This is a genomic window from Vibrio porteresiae DSM 19223 (assembly GCF_024347055.1).
In the GTDB taxonomy this organism is placed as follows: Bacteria; Pseudomonadota; Gammaproteobacteria; order Enterobacterales; family Vibrionaceae; genus Vibrio; species Vibrio porteresiae.
Genome location: NZ_AP024896.1, coordinates 790737 through 804506 on the forward strand (window position 1 = coordinate 790737; position 13770 = coordinate 804506).

The window sequence follows — 13770 nt, forward strand, 5'->3', positions numbered from 1 at the left end:
AAATATTTCTTTTGCTTATAAGTTACTGCATATACTCTTATTGTGTGCATGAAGACAGTACTTTCACCCTTTAAGATGAGATGTTGAGGCGGCAACCTTTGGCTTTAAATAGAAAAATCAATGGACCAAGTGCAATGGACTCATATGCCATTGAGGCTGATGATTGTTTATGGATGCGTTTAGGTTCTAAGCCAGCTACCGATCAGCAAGCTCTGATCGAAGCGTTATTGCAAAGTAGCCAACTGGCTCTGCTGATACTGGTCGATAATGCGGAGCTTAAAAACTGGTGCACAGAACGATTTTCTGCTTGGTTGCCATCCATCGACAATCAAAAGGAACAGCAGCTCATCATTGCCTTGGCGCAAGAAGCGTCAATCGACTTTCCTACGAGCTCCAAAGTGTCCCAACCTAGCTTAGCGGTGGTATTGCCCTGCGATCGCAGTTCCTTGCTGCATTTGGTCTCTCATCAAGAACACGACTTTATCGATGTGGTGACGTTATGGGGCAATGTACTTTTACCGCGTAGTGAAGTTGCCTCGTTACTGGTTCAGCTCTCTTTAATTGACGCCAATCAAGAGCATGATGCGATGGCACGACTGCTGCTCGAACGTCAACGCCGCGTGGTCCAAGAACATGTGGTGAGTGAAAGTCACCTTCAAGTCAGCGAACGCAGTTTACGTCAGGTCACCGAAGCGCTTCCGCAATTAATGCTCGAGTTTGATTCGCATGGCGAGTGTTTCTATGCCAGCCAACAATGGCAACGTTATACCGGGGTTTGCCTGCTTGGGGAGCCACATTGTGATTGGTTAGACACGATAGCGTTTCCAGAGCGTCAAGTATTGATTGACCACTGGCGAAATCCTACCTCAGCAACGAGTGTTGAATGTCGAATTCGCGATCAAAGTGGCGCATACCATTGGTTTAGCGTGCGCTTGATACCACTTGATGATGAGCCCAATGCGGAAACAAAATGGTTTGGTTCCTTTACGGATATTGAGTCACTCAAACAGGTACAACTGAGCTTAGAACAGAGCCAAACTCGCGTGAGTAATATCATCGATACCATGCCTGAGGCAATTTTGTTGGTTGATGAAAATGGTCTGATTGTTAAAGCCAATAAGCGCAGTGAAGAGGTGTTTGGCTATCAACAAAATGAAATCGAACAGCAACCGGTCGAAATGCTGCTGCCGGAGCGTTATCGCAATCACCATGTGAATTTGCGCAGTCAGTACGCAACCCAACCCAGCATTCGTATGATGGGGGTTGGTCGCGATCTTTACGCTCTGGATAATCAAGGGCGTGAATTCCCAGTGGAAGTCGCGCTGGCGCCACTCATCGAAGGGGATCGTCAGTATGCCGTTGTGTCAATCGCCGACATCACTAAACGCAAAGAGGCGGATGCGGAACTTATCCTCGCAGCGAACGTCTTTTCTAGCACCATGGATGGGGTGATGATTTTGGATGCCACCCGCCATGTGGTGAAAATTAACTCCGCTTTTGAACAAATTCTTGGTTATAAAAACAGTGAGATCGTTGAGAAAAGTGTCAGTTTGCTGCGCACCGAAAAGCATACCAAAGAGTTTTATCTTGAGCTGTGGGATATTGCCCGAGAAACCGGGCGCTGGCAGGGAGAAATTTGGCAGCGCCATAAAAAGGGTTTTGACACACCGCTGTGGCTGAGCTTAACCACGATTTACAATCACAATGGGCAAGTTGAACGTTTTATTGCCACTGTCTACGACATCAGTGAGCAGTTGCAAGCTCAAAAGCGCATTCACTATCTGGCTCATTATGATGTGTTAACCAACTTGCCGAACCGAACTCTTTTCCTTGAGCAATTTGAACAATTCTTGACCCAAGCGAAACAGAAAGGCCAGTTTATGGCATTGCTGTTTATTGATCTCGATAACTTTAAGCAGGTTAACGATACCTACGGTCATCCTGTTGGCGATCATCTGCTGTGCCAAGCCGCCGAACGAATGCAGGCCGCGGTGAGTGAAAATGACATTGTCAGTCGCCACAGTGGTGACGAGTTTGCTTTGCTACTGCGCAGTGTTGATGGTGTGAAACAGGCGAGTAAAATTGCCGCTAAGATTTGTGCCGCGTTGGCCAAACCCTTTGATGTGGGCCGAGGCGATTTCTTTATTTCTGCCAGTATCGGTATTGCTTGCTACCCGGGTGACGGCACCGATGCCAACACCTTGCTTCAACACGCCGACCTAGCTATGTACCGCTCGAAAGAGCGGGGCAGAAACCAACACCATTTTTACGATCATGAAATGTCGGCGCAGATTCAAGAACGCACAGAACTGCAAGCCGATTTACGTATCGCTATCGAGCAAGATCAGTTGGTACTCTATTATCAACCAGTGCTGGATATTTTGACCGGAGACTGCGCTGGCGTGGAAGCGTTAGTGCGTTGGGTTCATCCGCTCAAAGGCATGATCCCACCGATGAAGTTCATCCCACTCGCAGAAGAAGGACCGCTGATTCATCCTTTGGGCGAATGGGTATTACGCCGCGCTTGTGAGCAGTGGATAGCGTGGCGCGACATGGGGCTGAAGATGGGGTTTGTGTCAGTCAACGTGTCTGGTAAGCAGGTGATGCACAGTGATTTTGTGGGCATTGCTGAAGGAATATTTGCCGAAACGGGCTGCCCAGCCAACAACATCTTAGTTGAGCTCACCGAAAGCTTCGTGATGCACGAAAGTGAACTCGCTATTTCCCGTTTACGCCAGTTACGCAACTTAGGTTTAGGCATTGCTATCGATGATTTTGGTACGGGTTACTCATCACTTTCCTATTTGAAGCGTCTGCCCGTTACCAAACTCAAACTGGATCGCTCGTTTGTCAACGATTTACCCGGCGATGCCAATGATGTCGCGATCACTAGAGCGATACATCGATTGGGCGAAGCGGTGGGCCTAGAGGTCATCGCGGAAGGGGTAGAAACACCTGAGCAACATCGATTTTTGCTCGATGAAGGATTTGCATTATGTCAGGGCTATTTGTATGCCAAACCGATGTCAGCCGATCAGTTAACCCAATTTATGTCTCAGCATCTTAATCGTAGGAATTCCTAATAAATGCGCTAATTTAGCGCATTTTGTTCCTGTTTAACCGAGCTAGTGCATGCCTCTTACTCTCGTTATTCAAAGTGTTATTTATCAGCAAAGGTTTTGTGATCTGGAACCGTTTCCTATAGCGTGTGTATTTGAGATAGTTTTATCTTCAGAGGTTGCCTAACTTACTGTAATTTTGATTAAAATCTCATCACACCAGTCGAGCTAGGTTGCTATATTCGAACCGGTTATTTTTCTGCGAGCCCACATAATTGTCCTATGAAAACTATGTCTTATGCGGCCAGTTTGCCGTTTGCTGATATTGAATTAAGACCCGCCTATCCCAGTGAATTGGTCGATGTATACCAAATGATCACCGATGATGAGGAGTGGACGCAATTCAATGGTCCCTATTTTGGTTATGAGCGTCCGACGTTACGTGATTTTCAGTTGGGTCATTTTACGCATCTCTGTATGGGAGAAGGGTGCCTGCTGATCACCAAAGACGATAAGCCTATCGGTACGGTCTCCTTTTATTGGGAAAATGAGCCAACACGTTGGTTGGAAGTCGGCATTATTATTTATCGCTCTGATATGTGGGCGAAAGGCATAGGCTTTAAAGCGCTCGTGCCGTGGATTACACACATGTTTGCCACCAAAGAGATTGCACGAGTCGGGCTCACCACTTGGTCTGGTAATCCTAGAATGATGGCGTGTGCTGAAAAATTGGGCATGAAACAGGAAGCTCGGTTACGTAAAGTGCGTTATTTCAATGGGGTCTATTATGATTCTGTTAAATATGGTGTGCTGCGTGAGGAGTGGTTTGACAACTTGCCAAAGCTCTGTGACGTGGTGAAAGCGGATTACCATAAGCTGGACATTGATATCCCGCCAGCGAACCGAGTACCTGTAAATGAACGAGAGGAGAAAAGCGGTTCCAATACCCACTAATAACAATATTGATAGTATAAGCAACACATAATGTAATATGCATCACTTATCTTAACGGTTAATGTGCTACCGTGGAGCGCTATTGTTTAAGGAGAAAGTGGATGCAACCCTGGCTAGAGATGGCAAAACAGCTGCAAGCGATCGCGCAAGCGGGACACGCTTACAGCAAAGACAAATATGACTTAGAACGCTTTACTCAAGTACAGGCCATATCCTATCAAATGATAGCTGACTTAGCGGGTAGCACGGTCGATAGAGTGGAACAGCTCTATATCGCTGAGTCTGGTTATCCAACCCCGAAAGTCGACGTGCGCGCTGCCGTCATCAAAGACAATAAAATCTTGCTCGTTCGTGAGCGTGAAGATGGTGCTTGGTCACTGCCTGGTGGATGGGGCGATGTGTGCGAGACCCCGACTCAAGGCGTGATTCGTGAAGTGAAAGAAGAGTCTGGATTGGATGTGGCTAACCCAAGATTAGTCGCTATCAAAGATCGTGCGGTACACGGTTATAATCCCATTATCCCTTTCCATATCTATAAATTATTTTTCCTGTGTGAATATGTGGGTGGGGAAATGATAGAGAATATTGAAATATCTGAAATAGGCTTTTTCTCGTTAGACGATATTCCACCTTTATCAGAATCACGGACATTAATGAGTGATATCGAAATGATGTTCGCGCATCACAACAATCCTAGTTTACCCGTTTACGTCGATTAGTCTCTGTCGGTGGATGGCCTATTCATTGTCGATCGATTAGTTATCGCAATTAATGGTTAAAATTTGTGTTTTAATAGGATTGGATCTCATCATTGCTGTTTAATTGATTAATAACCTTCAATAGATAAGTTATAGTGATATAACTATGGTGATATCACTATAACTTAAATAGCGATTGGCATTTAAAAATAAGTAGCTATTTAAAAATAAACCAAGGCTATTTAAGCGGGTAACAGCGATTTTACTGATGGAAAATCAATGAGTAAAACGAGGTTGAAAGGGGCATTACTCAGTTAGCTTGTGGCAACAACAGCAATAGGTTGTTCAACGATACGTTTATTTCTCACTAAACCTCGACGAACGTTTTTGCACATTTTGCCAAAACGATTCAGTTCATCAAATGTCGGTGAAATGCCGCGTTTGATGGCATGTTCCCAATAAGTGAGCTCTGTATCGACTAATTCCATCAATTTTTTAGGACAGCCGATACATTCATTATCAGGACCACAAATAAAGGTGTCGGCTTGATAAAGGGGAAATTCCGCTTTGACCGCTTCGATTATTTGACGCATAGCGGTAATGCGATCGGGTTTTTTATTCATGAAGGTGACTGATTAAATTCGTAGTTTTTGTAGGGGCATTGTAGCGATAATGTAGCAGTATGAATACCTCTATCCCTGATTTTATTGTGGATTAATTACGATATTTTCTTGGCTGCCTTTTTTTACGTTGATTGTGTTTTTCTACTCAATGTTAATTTGGGGTATCCATTGTTGCTCTCTATGGTTTTGGCAATAAGAGCAAGTGGAGCATTGAGTAGGGCAGAAGGATAAAATGATGAAATTAGCCTTATTGGTTATTGATGTACAGCAAGCCTTATTTGATACCACACCACCACCTTACCAAAGCGATCAAGTGGTCGATCATATCAATCAACTGACTGACTGGGCGAGAAGTCAGGGTTACCCAGTGATTTACATTCAGCATGAAGACGAAGAGCTTGTACCTGATACTCACGCATGGCAACTCTATGAGGGATTGCAACCAAAAGAGGGTGATTTTTACGTCCGTAAAGCAACGCCTGATTCCTTTCTGCGTACCAATTTGCAGGCACTTCTACAAGATCAAGGTGTTGATCGACTGGTGATTTGTGGTTATGCAACCGATTTTTGTGTCGATACTACCACTCGCCGAGCGGCTGGGTTGGGTTATCCCATTTTGTTAGCGTCAGACAGTCATACTACCCACGATAAGCCTCATGCTTTAGCAGCTAACATTCGTCAACATCACAATCAAACCTTGAGTTCCATATCGAGCTTTGGTGTGCCAATTCAGTTGGCGAAAGCGGAAGCCATTTTGTCAGGAAGTCCAACCTGGTATCAATTTATCCAACAAAGCGCAAAATTAGACCAATAAGGCGAATAATGCTTTTGGGCAGTCATGCGACTGTTTTCTTACGCTGAGTTACGTGTTAGGTTCATGTTTCTATTCGAATTCATTATGAAACGGTGTGGGACATGAATCTGACCATTCAACCTTTATCAAAAGTACACTACGCACAGCTGTGTGAACTGGCGGTCAGTGACGAGCAGCAGCAATACGTTGGCACAATGGAAGGCTTGCTCGCTTGTGTCTCAATGGATGTTCATCCACATGTTATTTGTGTCAAAGACCAAGTGATTGGTTTCTTTCTGATCGATACCTTCTACGGGATCAAATACGATTTTGCCCACGATAATGCCATTGGTTTACGCGGCTTTTTTATTGATCAGCGCTACCAAGGCAAAGGTTATGCGAAAGCCACTATGGGGCAGTTTGGTGCTTATCTAAAAAATTACTATTCCCATCGTGAAAGCATTTACTTAACCGTTAACTGTCGTAACCTCTTCGCTAAGAAAAGTTACTTGGCTGGGGGATTTATTGATACCGGTGAACTCTATTTAGGAGGCGCTGCTGGCCCGCAGCACGTTATGAAACTCACCTACGTCTCCTAAAGTTGTGTTATTTATTTGAAGAAAATTAGACTAATTTATCAGTAGCTTAAGGAGGAGTTATGGTGACTTATCGAGTCATGGAAATAGACGATTACCAACAAGTGATGACGCTGTGGAGCGTGACTGAGCACATGTCGTTGCGCGATGCTGACTCAAAAGAGAATATCGGTGCCTATTTAGCGCGTAATCCGGGGTTGAGTTTTGTCGCACTGGCCGACGATAAAGTGGTCGGAGCATTGTTGGTGGGAACGGATGGTCGTCGTGGCTATGTGCAACATTTAGCGGTTGCATCGACATTACGTGGGCAAGGTATTGGCAAACAACTCATTTCTTTATGCGTTGATGCATTGGCAGAAATGGGCATCATGAAGACCCATTTATTTGTGTTAAAGGACAACCTACCAGCGCAGAAATTTTACGCTAAACTAGATTGGTACCCACGTAATGAAGTGACCATGATGACGTTTAATCACTCTGATAATCTCAATGTTTGAGATCTGCTGCTAAAATTGGAATAAGGATAACAGACTGATAATTGAACAAAAATAAGCCAACCATTAACATCAGTGTGTCAAATAAATTGAGTCGTTACTCAAATATCTAAGTAATAAAACAATTCATAAAACAACGTTAGTTAATCTTATAGGCTGGTTTAAACATGGCAACATACAAAGAGTACAAGGTGGTTACGATTGTGGAAGGGGGCTGCGGCACCATTTTTCTTGGCGCAAGTGGCTTACCTGTGCAGCGCTTAGAAGCTGAGCTCAATCGTTATGCACAAGATGGCTGGGAAGTGGTTTTTCAAGTTATTGAGAAAAAACGCTTTTTGCTATTTTGGCAGCGTGAAGCAATTATTCTGACGTTAGGTCGATAATGTGAAATGGTTTTCTCTATCGCTGATCCGCTTTTATCAAACAACAGGCGGATCAAAGCGATGGTTTAACACGGAGTGTAACTTTGAACCGAGTTGTTCGGAGTATACGCGTCAATGCATCGTAAAGTACGGCGCGATCAAAGGCTGGCGTCTGGGCGTATCTCGTATACGTCGCTGCACACATCCTGATCTGGTCGAAAAAATATACGATGAGGTGCCATGATGAATATTTTTGAATCCACAAGACAGTTAGAAACGAAAGAAAATTCATTACGTTATCAGGTTCAGGCGCTGGACGACGCTCGCCGCAGATATTTTTTTGATGAGCAGTCTCAGCGTGTCAAAGACCCCGATACGTATGCTGTCCTCAATTGGTTTTTCATTGGGGGAATCCACCACTTTTACTTGCGCCAATATGGGCTGTTTTTAGGTGAAGTGTGTTGTTTGGTTTTAGCAGTGATTGCGCTCTCTATCGGAATAGCGTTTGGCTGGTTTTTAGTCGCCATGCTGTTACTGGTGGAGCTACCTCAGCTGTTTTATGCCCAAAAAATTGTACGACAGTACAACTACCACATCTCAACCCAAATACTTTGTGAGGCGCGCGAGAAAGCGCTGGTACGAAGATAACTTACTGTTATACTTAGCCAATCGAGAGCTACTTCGGTAGCTCTTTTTTGACTTCTCAGTAGGTGAGCCATGACACTTTCTATTAATCCCGCATCCATGCAGGATGTTACGGCTATCCATAGTTTGACATCTCAACTTGGTTATCACGCATCGCTTGAACAGTCCAAACAGTGGCTTGAGCAGATGTTGCATTCTCAAAATCATTGCGTATTTGTGGCTAAACGAGGTGACAAAACCTTGGGTTGGTTAGCCGTTGAACAACGACTCTTTCTCGAATCTGGTTTTAAAGCAGAAATAACAGGTCTTGTGGTTTCTGATGATGAGCGACGCATCGGTGTCGGTCGTGATTTGGTCAATCGCGCGAGAGCGTGGGCGGTTGAACACGGTTTAACCGAGCTGGTAGTGCGTTCGAATATCAGCCGTGAACACTCGCATCTCTTTTATCAACGCATCGGTTTCCACCATCAAAAAACTGCCCATCAATACCAGATGGAACTCCCTCGCGAAGAAGAGTAGCCTGCCTGAATCTTGCTTATCGCCTTTGATGCTTTCAGCTTAGTAAAATCGTCGTTTAGCTTTGCTAAATGGCGATTTTTGACTATAGAGTTCACAACCATTTCAATTGGTTAATAAATCTCTGGAACTCTTGATGCGTCTTGTTGTATAACCCTGCAACTGTGCATAAATCACGTTGTATTGTCACATATAAGATGTAAAGGAGTCACTGTGAAGAAATACCAAGCTTATCTATTTGATATGGATGGAACCTTAGTCAATTCTGAACCGCTTAAAGGTCAAGCGTTAGCGCTGGCTTGTAAAGAGTATGGTGCGGATGTCGATTACCATATCTACCAGTCAGTCATGGGAGAAGATTGGGCGACAGTGACTCAGCATTTTTTTGATTACGCGGATATCACTCCCGATTTTGACCAGTTCAATGCGCATTTTCGTCGCCATTATGAACGTTTATTGGAAGAGCAACTCTCTTTAAACAGCGGTGCGCGCGAATATTTAGCGCAGCTAAATCAGCAAGGTTTTCCCTGCGCAGTCGTGAGTTCTGCGGCGAACTGGATGGTGGATAAAATCCTAAAGCAGCTCGATTTGGCCTCTCAATTTAAAGTGGTGATTGGCCGCGAAGATGTGACTAAACATAAGCCTGATCCTCAAGCCTATCTATTGGCGTTAGAACGTTTAGGTGTTAAAGCGCAACAAGCAGTGATCTTTGAAGACTCTGAAGCGGGTTTAAAAGCTGGCCTAGCGGCTGATTGTGATGTGATTGCAATTGCTCATGAGTTTAATCAGCGTCACCACTTTGAACATGCGACTGAGCACGTAGCGGATTTTCGTTTATTGCTACAAAAGTAGATTGAATCACGTCTCTTGATTCCTTGCTATAACAAGGTTATGTTGCTGATAAAAGGAAGTTGTTCCATAAGAACAAAGTGTTATCAGCCACGATAACTAGCCAATATAAATACCGCAAGGAATCAGCATGACATTAGCATTAAAGGCATCGTCTCAACGGGTGCAGGATTTTCTCGACCAACATGGTGTAGAGCTTAAGGTAAAACAGATGACCGAATCGACTCGCACCGCCGCAGAAGCTGCCGATGCGTTAGGTTGTCAAATTGGGCAAATCGCCAAATCGCTTATCTTCAAAAACAAAGCAACGGGCACACCAGTACTGTTGGTCGCCTCTGGCGCAAACCGTGTCGATACCAAAAAGGTAGAGAAGGCGACTGGGATTAAACTGGGTCGCGCTGATGCCGATTATGTGCGTGAGCATGTTGGCTATGTGATTGGTGGTGTTCCGCCGATTGCCCACTCCCAAGCTTTGACTACTTACCTTGATCCTGATTTACAAAACTATTCAACGGTTTGGGCTGCCGCAGGTACGCCAAACTCGATGTTTGAATTGGCTTGTGATCAGTTAGAAAAGCTCACCCAAGGGGCCTGGATCGAGATGGCTCAATAGTCATAGTAGTGAATATCAAAACTGACCTACATCATACTAATGTGATCTAACTCCCATTCATGGTTGGGGAATGTTAGAATAGCGCATCAATTTAATTGACATGATGATCTTATGAACGAGTTTGACACCTTACTGAAGATTGCCGCACGTAAAGCGACTATTGACGCAAACAGTGATTGGTACCAAGGACCAGAAACCTACTTAAGTGGGATTGAAAGCGAGCTGAATGAAGTTCGCGCCGAGCTTAACAAACATCGCCGTGTGTACGTCGAAGATGAACTGGCGGATGTGCTTTGGGACTATGTGAACGTACTCCAAGCTCTGGCAAAAGAGCAGGGGATTGATCCGCAGCGCGTTTTAGCTCGTGCATGTCAAAAGTACCAAGAGCGTGTGACTGCCATCGAACAAGATCAATCTTGGGATGAGGTAAAACGTCGTCAATCCGTTGAGTTAGCGAAAGCTCATTGTCAGGATGTGTTGACTCCACAAGATAAGTGATTTGGTCATACGACAAGGAGAGTCAGATGAATATCGGTATCTATGTGTATGAAAACTCAGAAGTGTTGGATTTTTCTGGCCCTTTTGAGGTTTTTTGTACCGCCAAACGATTAGGGGCTGACCAATGGAATGTGTTTACCGTTGGGCAGACACTTGAACCGATCAGCGCCCGCGGCGGTTTTAAACATGTGCCTATGTATTCGTTTGCTGACCACCCACCGATTGATGTATTGGTGGTGGTTGGTGGGGTGCATCACGATGAGATGGACAAAGAGCCAGTCATCGAGTGGATTCGTCAAGTGGCCAAAACCGCTACGTGGGTGACGTCGGTTTGCACTGGCGCTTTTTTACTGGCTCGGGCAGGTTTACTTACGGGTAAACGCGTGACGACTCATTGGGAAGACATTCCTGCATTACATGATACCTTTGCCGAACTTACCGTTGTTCCTAATGTTCGTTGGGTGCGTGATGGTCAGTTAGTGACGTCAGCGGGGATCTCTGCGGGCATTGATATGAGCCTTTGGTTGGTAAGCGAACTGGGCACATTAACCTTGGCAGAAGAGACCGCCATTCAAATGGATTATGCTTGGGAAAATGCGCCGCAAGACGATCAGTTCGGCGTTGAATCGGTATAAGCTCTCGAATTAAAAAAAGCATGTGACTTTCAAAGCCACATGCTTTATCACCATCCTGTCGATAACATTAATGCCGTTTAGTCATTAACGTTTAATCAACTAGCGCAGGCTCGATGGTTTTCTGTTGAGCAATTTTTTGCTCGATATACGTTTGAATACGACCTTTATCCGCATCACTCATTCCAATGCCAAGTTTACTGCGGCGCCAAATCACATCTTCAAGTCGATAGATGTATTCGTACTCCATCAGATAATCAATTTCTTTTGCATACACGTGTGGTGCCAGCTCTTCACCCAAATCACTGAGGTTGTCGACATCACGCAGCATCACGGTCGCAACGCGCGATCCGTAACTGGTTAGCCAGCGTTTGATCACGAGTGGATCAAGAGTTGGCAAGTGACGGTGTAACTCAGTTTGCCAATGGTCTAAGTCATAACTCTCCGCACCGGGAAGCAAAGAGGTATCGGTATTGCCTTCCGGAAGGCCTGGGAAAAATGGCTGCAGATGATGCAGCGCAGACTCAGCCAATTTACGATACGTCGTTAATTTGCCGCCAAACACTGATACCACAGGTACTTTACTTGGTGAACCATCAAGGGTGAGGGTGTAATCACGAGTAATGGCTTGTGGTGAATCTGATTCATCATCACACAGTGGACGCACGCCACTGTATTCAAACACGATATCGCTTTTGCCAATTTTGTGTTCGAAATGGCGGTTAACTACATCAATCAAGTAGTCACGTTCTTTGTCTGAAATCGCTACTTTACGTGGGTCGCCATGGTATTCCACATCGGTGGTGCCAATCAGCGAGTATTTATCCATGTAGGGAATAACGAACACGATGCGCTTATCTTCGTTTTGCAAAATGTACGCTTGTTCTTCGTCGTGAATTTTTGGCACGACAATGTGCGACCCTTGGATCAAGCGAATCCCATAAGGGGAATTGAGTTCGATATTTTCGGTGAGGAAATGTTTTACCCAAGGACCAGTTGCGTTCACTAATGCTTTACTGCGACGGGTAAAACGAGTTTGCGTACGCTCATCAAATAGGGTCACTAACCAGTGATTACTCTCGCGCTGCGCTTTTTCAACGCTGCAATAGTTGCGCACTTCTGCGCCCGCTTCTTCGGCTTGCATCGCATTGAGCACCACCATCCGCGCATCATCGACCCAGCAGTCAGAATACTCAAAGCCCACTTTTAAATCTTCGGTCGTGGTGTGTCCTGCATTCAGGCGTACCTTATGACTTTTATCTAAAGAGGTGCGTTTGCCCCCAAGGTGATCGTAAAGAAATAACCCGGTACGAATCATCCACGCAGGGCGTAAATAAGGTTGATGAGGCAGACGAAAACGCATCGGTTTGACAATATGAGGGGCTTTTTTCAGTAGCACTTCGCGTTCAGCTAGCGCTTCGCCAACCAAACGAAATTCGTAATGTTCTAAATAGCGCAACCCGCCATGAATCAGTTTTGAGCTGGCTGAAGAGGTGGCACCAGCGAAATCGCGCGCTTCATAGAGTCCTACTTGCATGCCGCGGCTGGCTGCATCGGCGGCGATTCCTGCACCGTTGATCCCGCCACCAACCACTATCAAATCCAGAAGTGAGTCATCCGTTGTTGAGCGTAGTGTATGTTTCATTTGTAGGCCTTTTATGTTCGTTATTGGTCTTTAATGTTCGTACGAAACTATTAAACGCGTTTTTTGTTGATATATCCACCATTTTTTCGTTGATGTAACAAAAAAGTTATCGATAGAACAAAATGAGTTTGCCTGCTAGAGATGACAAAGATGTGATAAGTGTAGGAAAACCGCTGGCTAAGAAGAGGCCGTAAGACCAAAAGAGCAAAAAAAAACCTGCCAGGAGGCAGGTCTCTTATCACCGCAGTGAGCACTTATTTTGAAAAGACTTTATTTTGAAAAGACTTCGCGGAAATCACGTTTCAAAATAGGATCACGGCGTGCTTTTTTCAGTTGTTTCAGCATGTCTTTGACACAGCTGTAAAGAACGTCATCGAGCATACGAGCACGATACGCGTCTTTATCTTCTTCAGTCATCTCTTTTGGCAGATCCAATGTTGGAAACTCTTCCATTACATTGATGCCAGCGAAGGCTTGGCTTACCGAAATAAGCGCGTGGAACTGTTCAAAGTTATCCAGAATGTTTTGTGCGCTTGCTGGTAGAGAATCCCAAGACTCACGAACCGCTTCTTCAGACACTTCGTGAATAGATTGGATCATAAAGTACAGTTCTTGTGGTACTTCTTCAAACTCGATCACTTGACGTAGTTCTGCAGACAGAGAGTCTAGGTCAACGACGGGAGTTTCATTTTGGTTGGTATCAGACATGGAAGCCATCCTGTAGTGGAAGTCAGTAATCAAAAGCGCATCCTAGAAAGATTGCTCGATAAGTCAATAAACATCGAGCATCTTT

Annotated in this window: 16 protein-coding genes and 1 pseudogene; 14 read left to right on the forward strand and 3 right to left on the reverse strand. The window is 44.9% G+C overall.

All coding sequences use genetic code 11. The features are described 5' to 3' along the window. Positions 1-134 precede the first annotated feature (134 nt). From OCV11_RS20130 to OCV11_RS20140, 3 genes and pseudogenes are all read left to right on the forward strand, one after another. The gene (locus OCV11_RS20130) at positions 135-3083 is read left to right on the forward strand and encodes a sensor domain-containing protein (RefSeq protein WP_261897793.1); all 2949 of its coding nucleotides are present in this window, start codon (positions 135-137) and stop codon (positions 3081-3083) included. A 267-nt stretch (positions 3084-3350) separates the two neighbouring features. Further along, positions 3351-3884: pseudogene (locus OCV11_RS20135) on the forward strand (GNAT family N-acetyltransferase); the annotation flags it as partial. Between the two features lie 230 nt (positions 3885-4114). Further along, complete coding sequence (locus OCV11_RS20140; protein WP_261897794.1) at positions 4115-4732, forward strand: NUDIX hydrolase; 618 nt, start codon at positions 4115-4117, stop codon at positions 4730-4732. Between the two features lie 293 nt (positions 4733-5025). On the opposite strand, the gene OCV11_RS20145 is transcribed toward OCV11_RS20140, so the two are convergent. Next, complete coding sequence (locus OCV11_RS20145) at positions 5026-5334, reverse strand: hypothetical protein (RefSeq protein WP_261897795.1); 309 nt, start codon at positions 5332-5334, stop codon at positions 5026-5028. A gap of 235 nt (positions 5335-5569) precedes the next feature. On the opposite strand from OCV11_RS20145, the gene OCV11_RS20150 reads away from it, so the two are divergent. From OCV11_RS20150 to OCV11_RS20200, 11 genes are all read left to right on the forward strand, one after another. Then, positions 5570-6148 carry a cysteine hydrolase family protein gene (locus tag OCV11_RS20150; protein ID WP_261897970.1) on the forward strand — a complete coding sequence of 193 codons (579 nt, stop codon included), beginning with the start codon at positions 5570-5572 and terminating at the stop codon, positions 6146-6148. 101 nt (positions 6149-6249) lie between these two features. Continuing rightward, positions 6250-6726 carry a GNAT family N-acetyltransferase gene (locus OCV11_RS20155; protein ID WP_261897796.1) on the forward strand — a complete coding sequence of 159 codons (477 nt, stop codon included), beginning with the start codon at positions 6250-6252 and terminating at the stop codon, positions 6724-6726. Positions 6727-6785: 59 nt separating this feature from the next. After that, positions 6786-7220 carry a GNAT family N-acetyltransferase gene (locus OCV11_RS20160; RefSeq protein ID WP_261897797.1) on the forward strand — a complete coding sequence of 145 codons (435 nt, stop codon included), beginning with the start codon at positions 6786-6788 and terminating at the stop codon, positions 7218-7220. A gap of 164 nt (positions 7221-7384) precedes the next feature. Then, entirely contained in the window at positions 7385-7600 is a 216-nt protein-coding gene (locus OCV11_RS20165) for a DUF4177 domain-containing protein (protein ID WP_261897798.1), read from the forward strand. A 1-nt stretch (position 7601) separates the two neighbouring features. Continuing rightward, positions 7602-7823 carry a membrane protein insertion efficiency factor YidD gene (yidD, locus tag OCV11_RS20170; protein WP_261897799.1) on the forward strand — a complete coding sequence of 74 codons (222 nt, stop codon included), beginning with the start codon at positions 7602-7604 and terminating at the stop codon, positions 7821-7823. Continuing rightward, the gene (locus tag OCV11_RS20175; protein WP_261897800.1) at positions 7820-8227 is read left to right on the forward strand and encodes a BTB/POZ domain-containing protein; all 408 of its coding nucleotides are present in this window, start codon (positions 7820-7822) and stop codon (positions 8225-8227) included. Before yidD ends, OCV11_RS20175 begins: the two co-directional genes overlap by 4 nt. Before the next feature lie 69 nt (positions 8228-8296). Beyond that, positions 8297-8743 (forward strand): GNAT family N-acetyltransferase, encoded by a 447-nt coding sequence (locus OCV11_RS20180; RefSeq protein WP_261897801.1) that lies wholly within the window; start codon positions 8297-8299, stop codon positions 8741-8743. A gap of 210 nt (positions 8744-8953) precedes the next feature. Then, positions 8954-9592, forward strand: coding sequence for an HAD family hydrolase (locus OCV11_RS20185; RefSeq protein WP_261897802.1), 639 nt, complete (start codon positions 8954-8956; stop codon positions 9590-9592). A gap of 127 nt (positions 9593-9719) precedes the next feature. Beyond that, positions 9720-10202 (forward strand): YbaK/EbsC family protein, encoded by a 483-nt coding sequence (locus OCV11_RS20190; RefSeq protein WP_261897803.1) that lies wholly within the window; start codon positions 9720-9722, stop codon positions 10200-10202. Between the two features lie 111 nt (positions 10203-10313). Next, a complete protein-coding gene (locus tag OCV11_RS20195) occupies positions 10314-10700 on the forward strand; it encodes a MazG nucleotide pyrophosphohydrolase domain-containing protein (RefSeq protein ID WP_261897804.1) in 387 nt (128 codons plus the stop codon). Positions 10701-10726: 26 nt separating this feature from the next. Beyond that, the gene (locus OCV11_RS20200; protein ID WP_261897805.1) at positions 10727-11335 is read left to right on the forward strand and encodes a DJ-1/PfpI family protein; all 609 of its coding nucleotides are present in this window, start codon (positions 10727-10729) and stop codon (positions 11333-11335) included. Between the two features lie 91 nt (positions 11336-11426). Here OCV11_RS20200 and glpD read toward each other — a convergent pair whose 3' ends face one another. Both glpD and OCV11_RS20210 read right to left on the reverse strand, forming a co-directional pair. After that, the gene (gene glpD, locus OCV11_RS20205; RefSeq protein WP_261897806.1) at positions 11427-12977 is read right to left on the reverse strand and encodes a glycerol-3-phosphate dehydrogenase; all 1551 of its coding nucleotides are present in this window, start codon (positions 12975-12977) and stop codon (positions 11427-11429) included. A gap of 270 nt (positions 12978-13247) precedes the next feature. Next, on the reverse strand, positions 13248-13685 hold the full coding sequence (locus OCV11_RS20210) for a DUF3069 domain-containing protein (protein ID WP_261897807.1): 438 nt from the start codon (positions 13683-13685) through the stop codon (positions 13248-13250). Positions 13686-13770 lie beyond the last annotated feature (85 nt).

Bases quoted from the DNA above. Each gene is read 5' to 3' on its own strand.
- OCV11_RS20210 (WP_261897807.1), bottom strand. From the start codon at position 13,685: ATGTCTGATACCAACCAAAATGAAACTCCCGTCGTTGACCTAGACTCT.
- OCV11_RS20140 (WP_261897794.1), top strand. From the start codon at position 4,115: ATGCAACCCTGGCTAGAGATGGCAAAACAGCTGCAAGCGATCGCGCAA.
- OCV11_RS20150 (WP_261897970.1), top strand. From the start codon at position 5,570: ATGAAATTAGCCTTATTGGTTATTGATGTACAGCAAGCCTTATTTGAT.
- OCV11_RS20165 (WP_261897798.1), top strand. From the start codon at position 7,385: ATGGCAACATACAAAGAGTACAAGGTGGTTACGATTGTGGAAGGGGGC.
- OCV11_RS20130 (WP_261897793.1), top strand. From the start codon at position 135: ATGGACTCATATGCCATTGAGGCTGATGATTGTTTATGGATGCGTTTA.
- glpD (WP_261897806.1), bottom strand. From the start codon at position 12,977: ATGAAACATACACTACGCTCAACAACGGATGACTCACTTCTGGATTTG.
- OCV11_RS20145 (WP_261897795.1), bottom strand. From the start codon at position 5,334: ATGAATAAAAAACCCGATCGCATTACCGCTATGCGTCAAATAATCGAA.
- OCV11_RS20160 (WP_261897797.1), top strand. From the start codon at position 6,786: ATGGTGACTTATCGAGTCATGGAAATAGACGATTACCAACAAGTGATG.
- OCV11_RS20195 (WP_261897804.1), top strand. From the start codon at position 10,314: ATGAACGAGTTTGACACCTTACTGAAGATTGCCGCACGTAAAGCGACT.
- OCV11_RS20155 (WP_261897796.1), top strand. From the start codon at position 6,250: ATGAATCTGACCATTCAACCTTTATCAAAAGTACACTACGCACAGCTG.
- OCV11_RS20180 (WP_261897801.1), top strand. From the start codon at position 8,297: ATGACACTTTCTATTAATCCCGCATCCATGCAGGATGTTACGGCTATC.
- OCV11_RS20200 (WP_261897805.1), top strand. From the start codon at position 10,727: ATGAATATCGGTATCTATGTGTATGAAAACTCAGAAGTGTTGGATTTT.
- OCV11_RS20175 (WP_261897800.1), top strand. From the start codon at position 7,820: ATGATGAATATTTTTGAATCCACAAGACAGTTAGAAACGAAAGAAAAT.
- OCV11_RS20190 (WP_261897803.1), top strand. From the start codon at position 9,720: ATGACATTAGCATTAAAGGCATCGTCTCAACGGGTGCAGGATTTTCTC.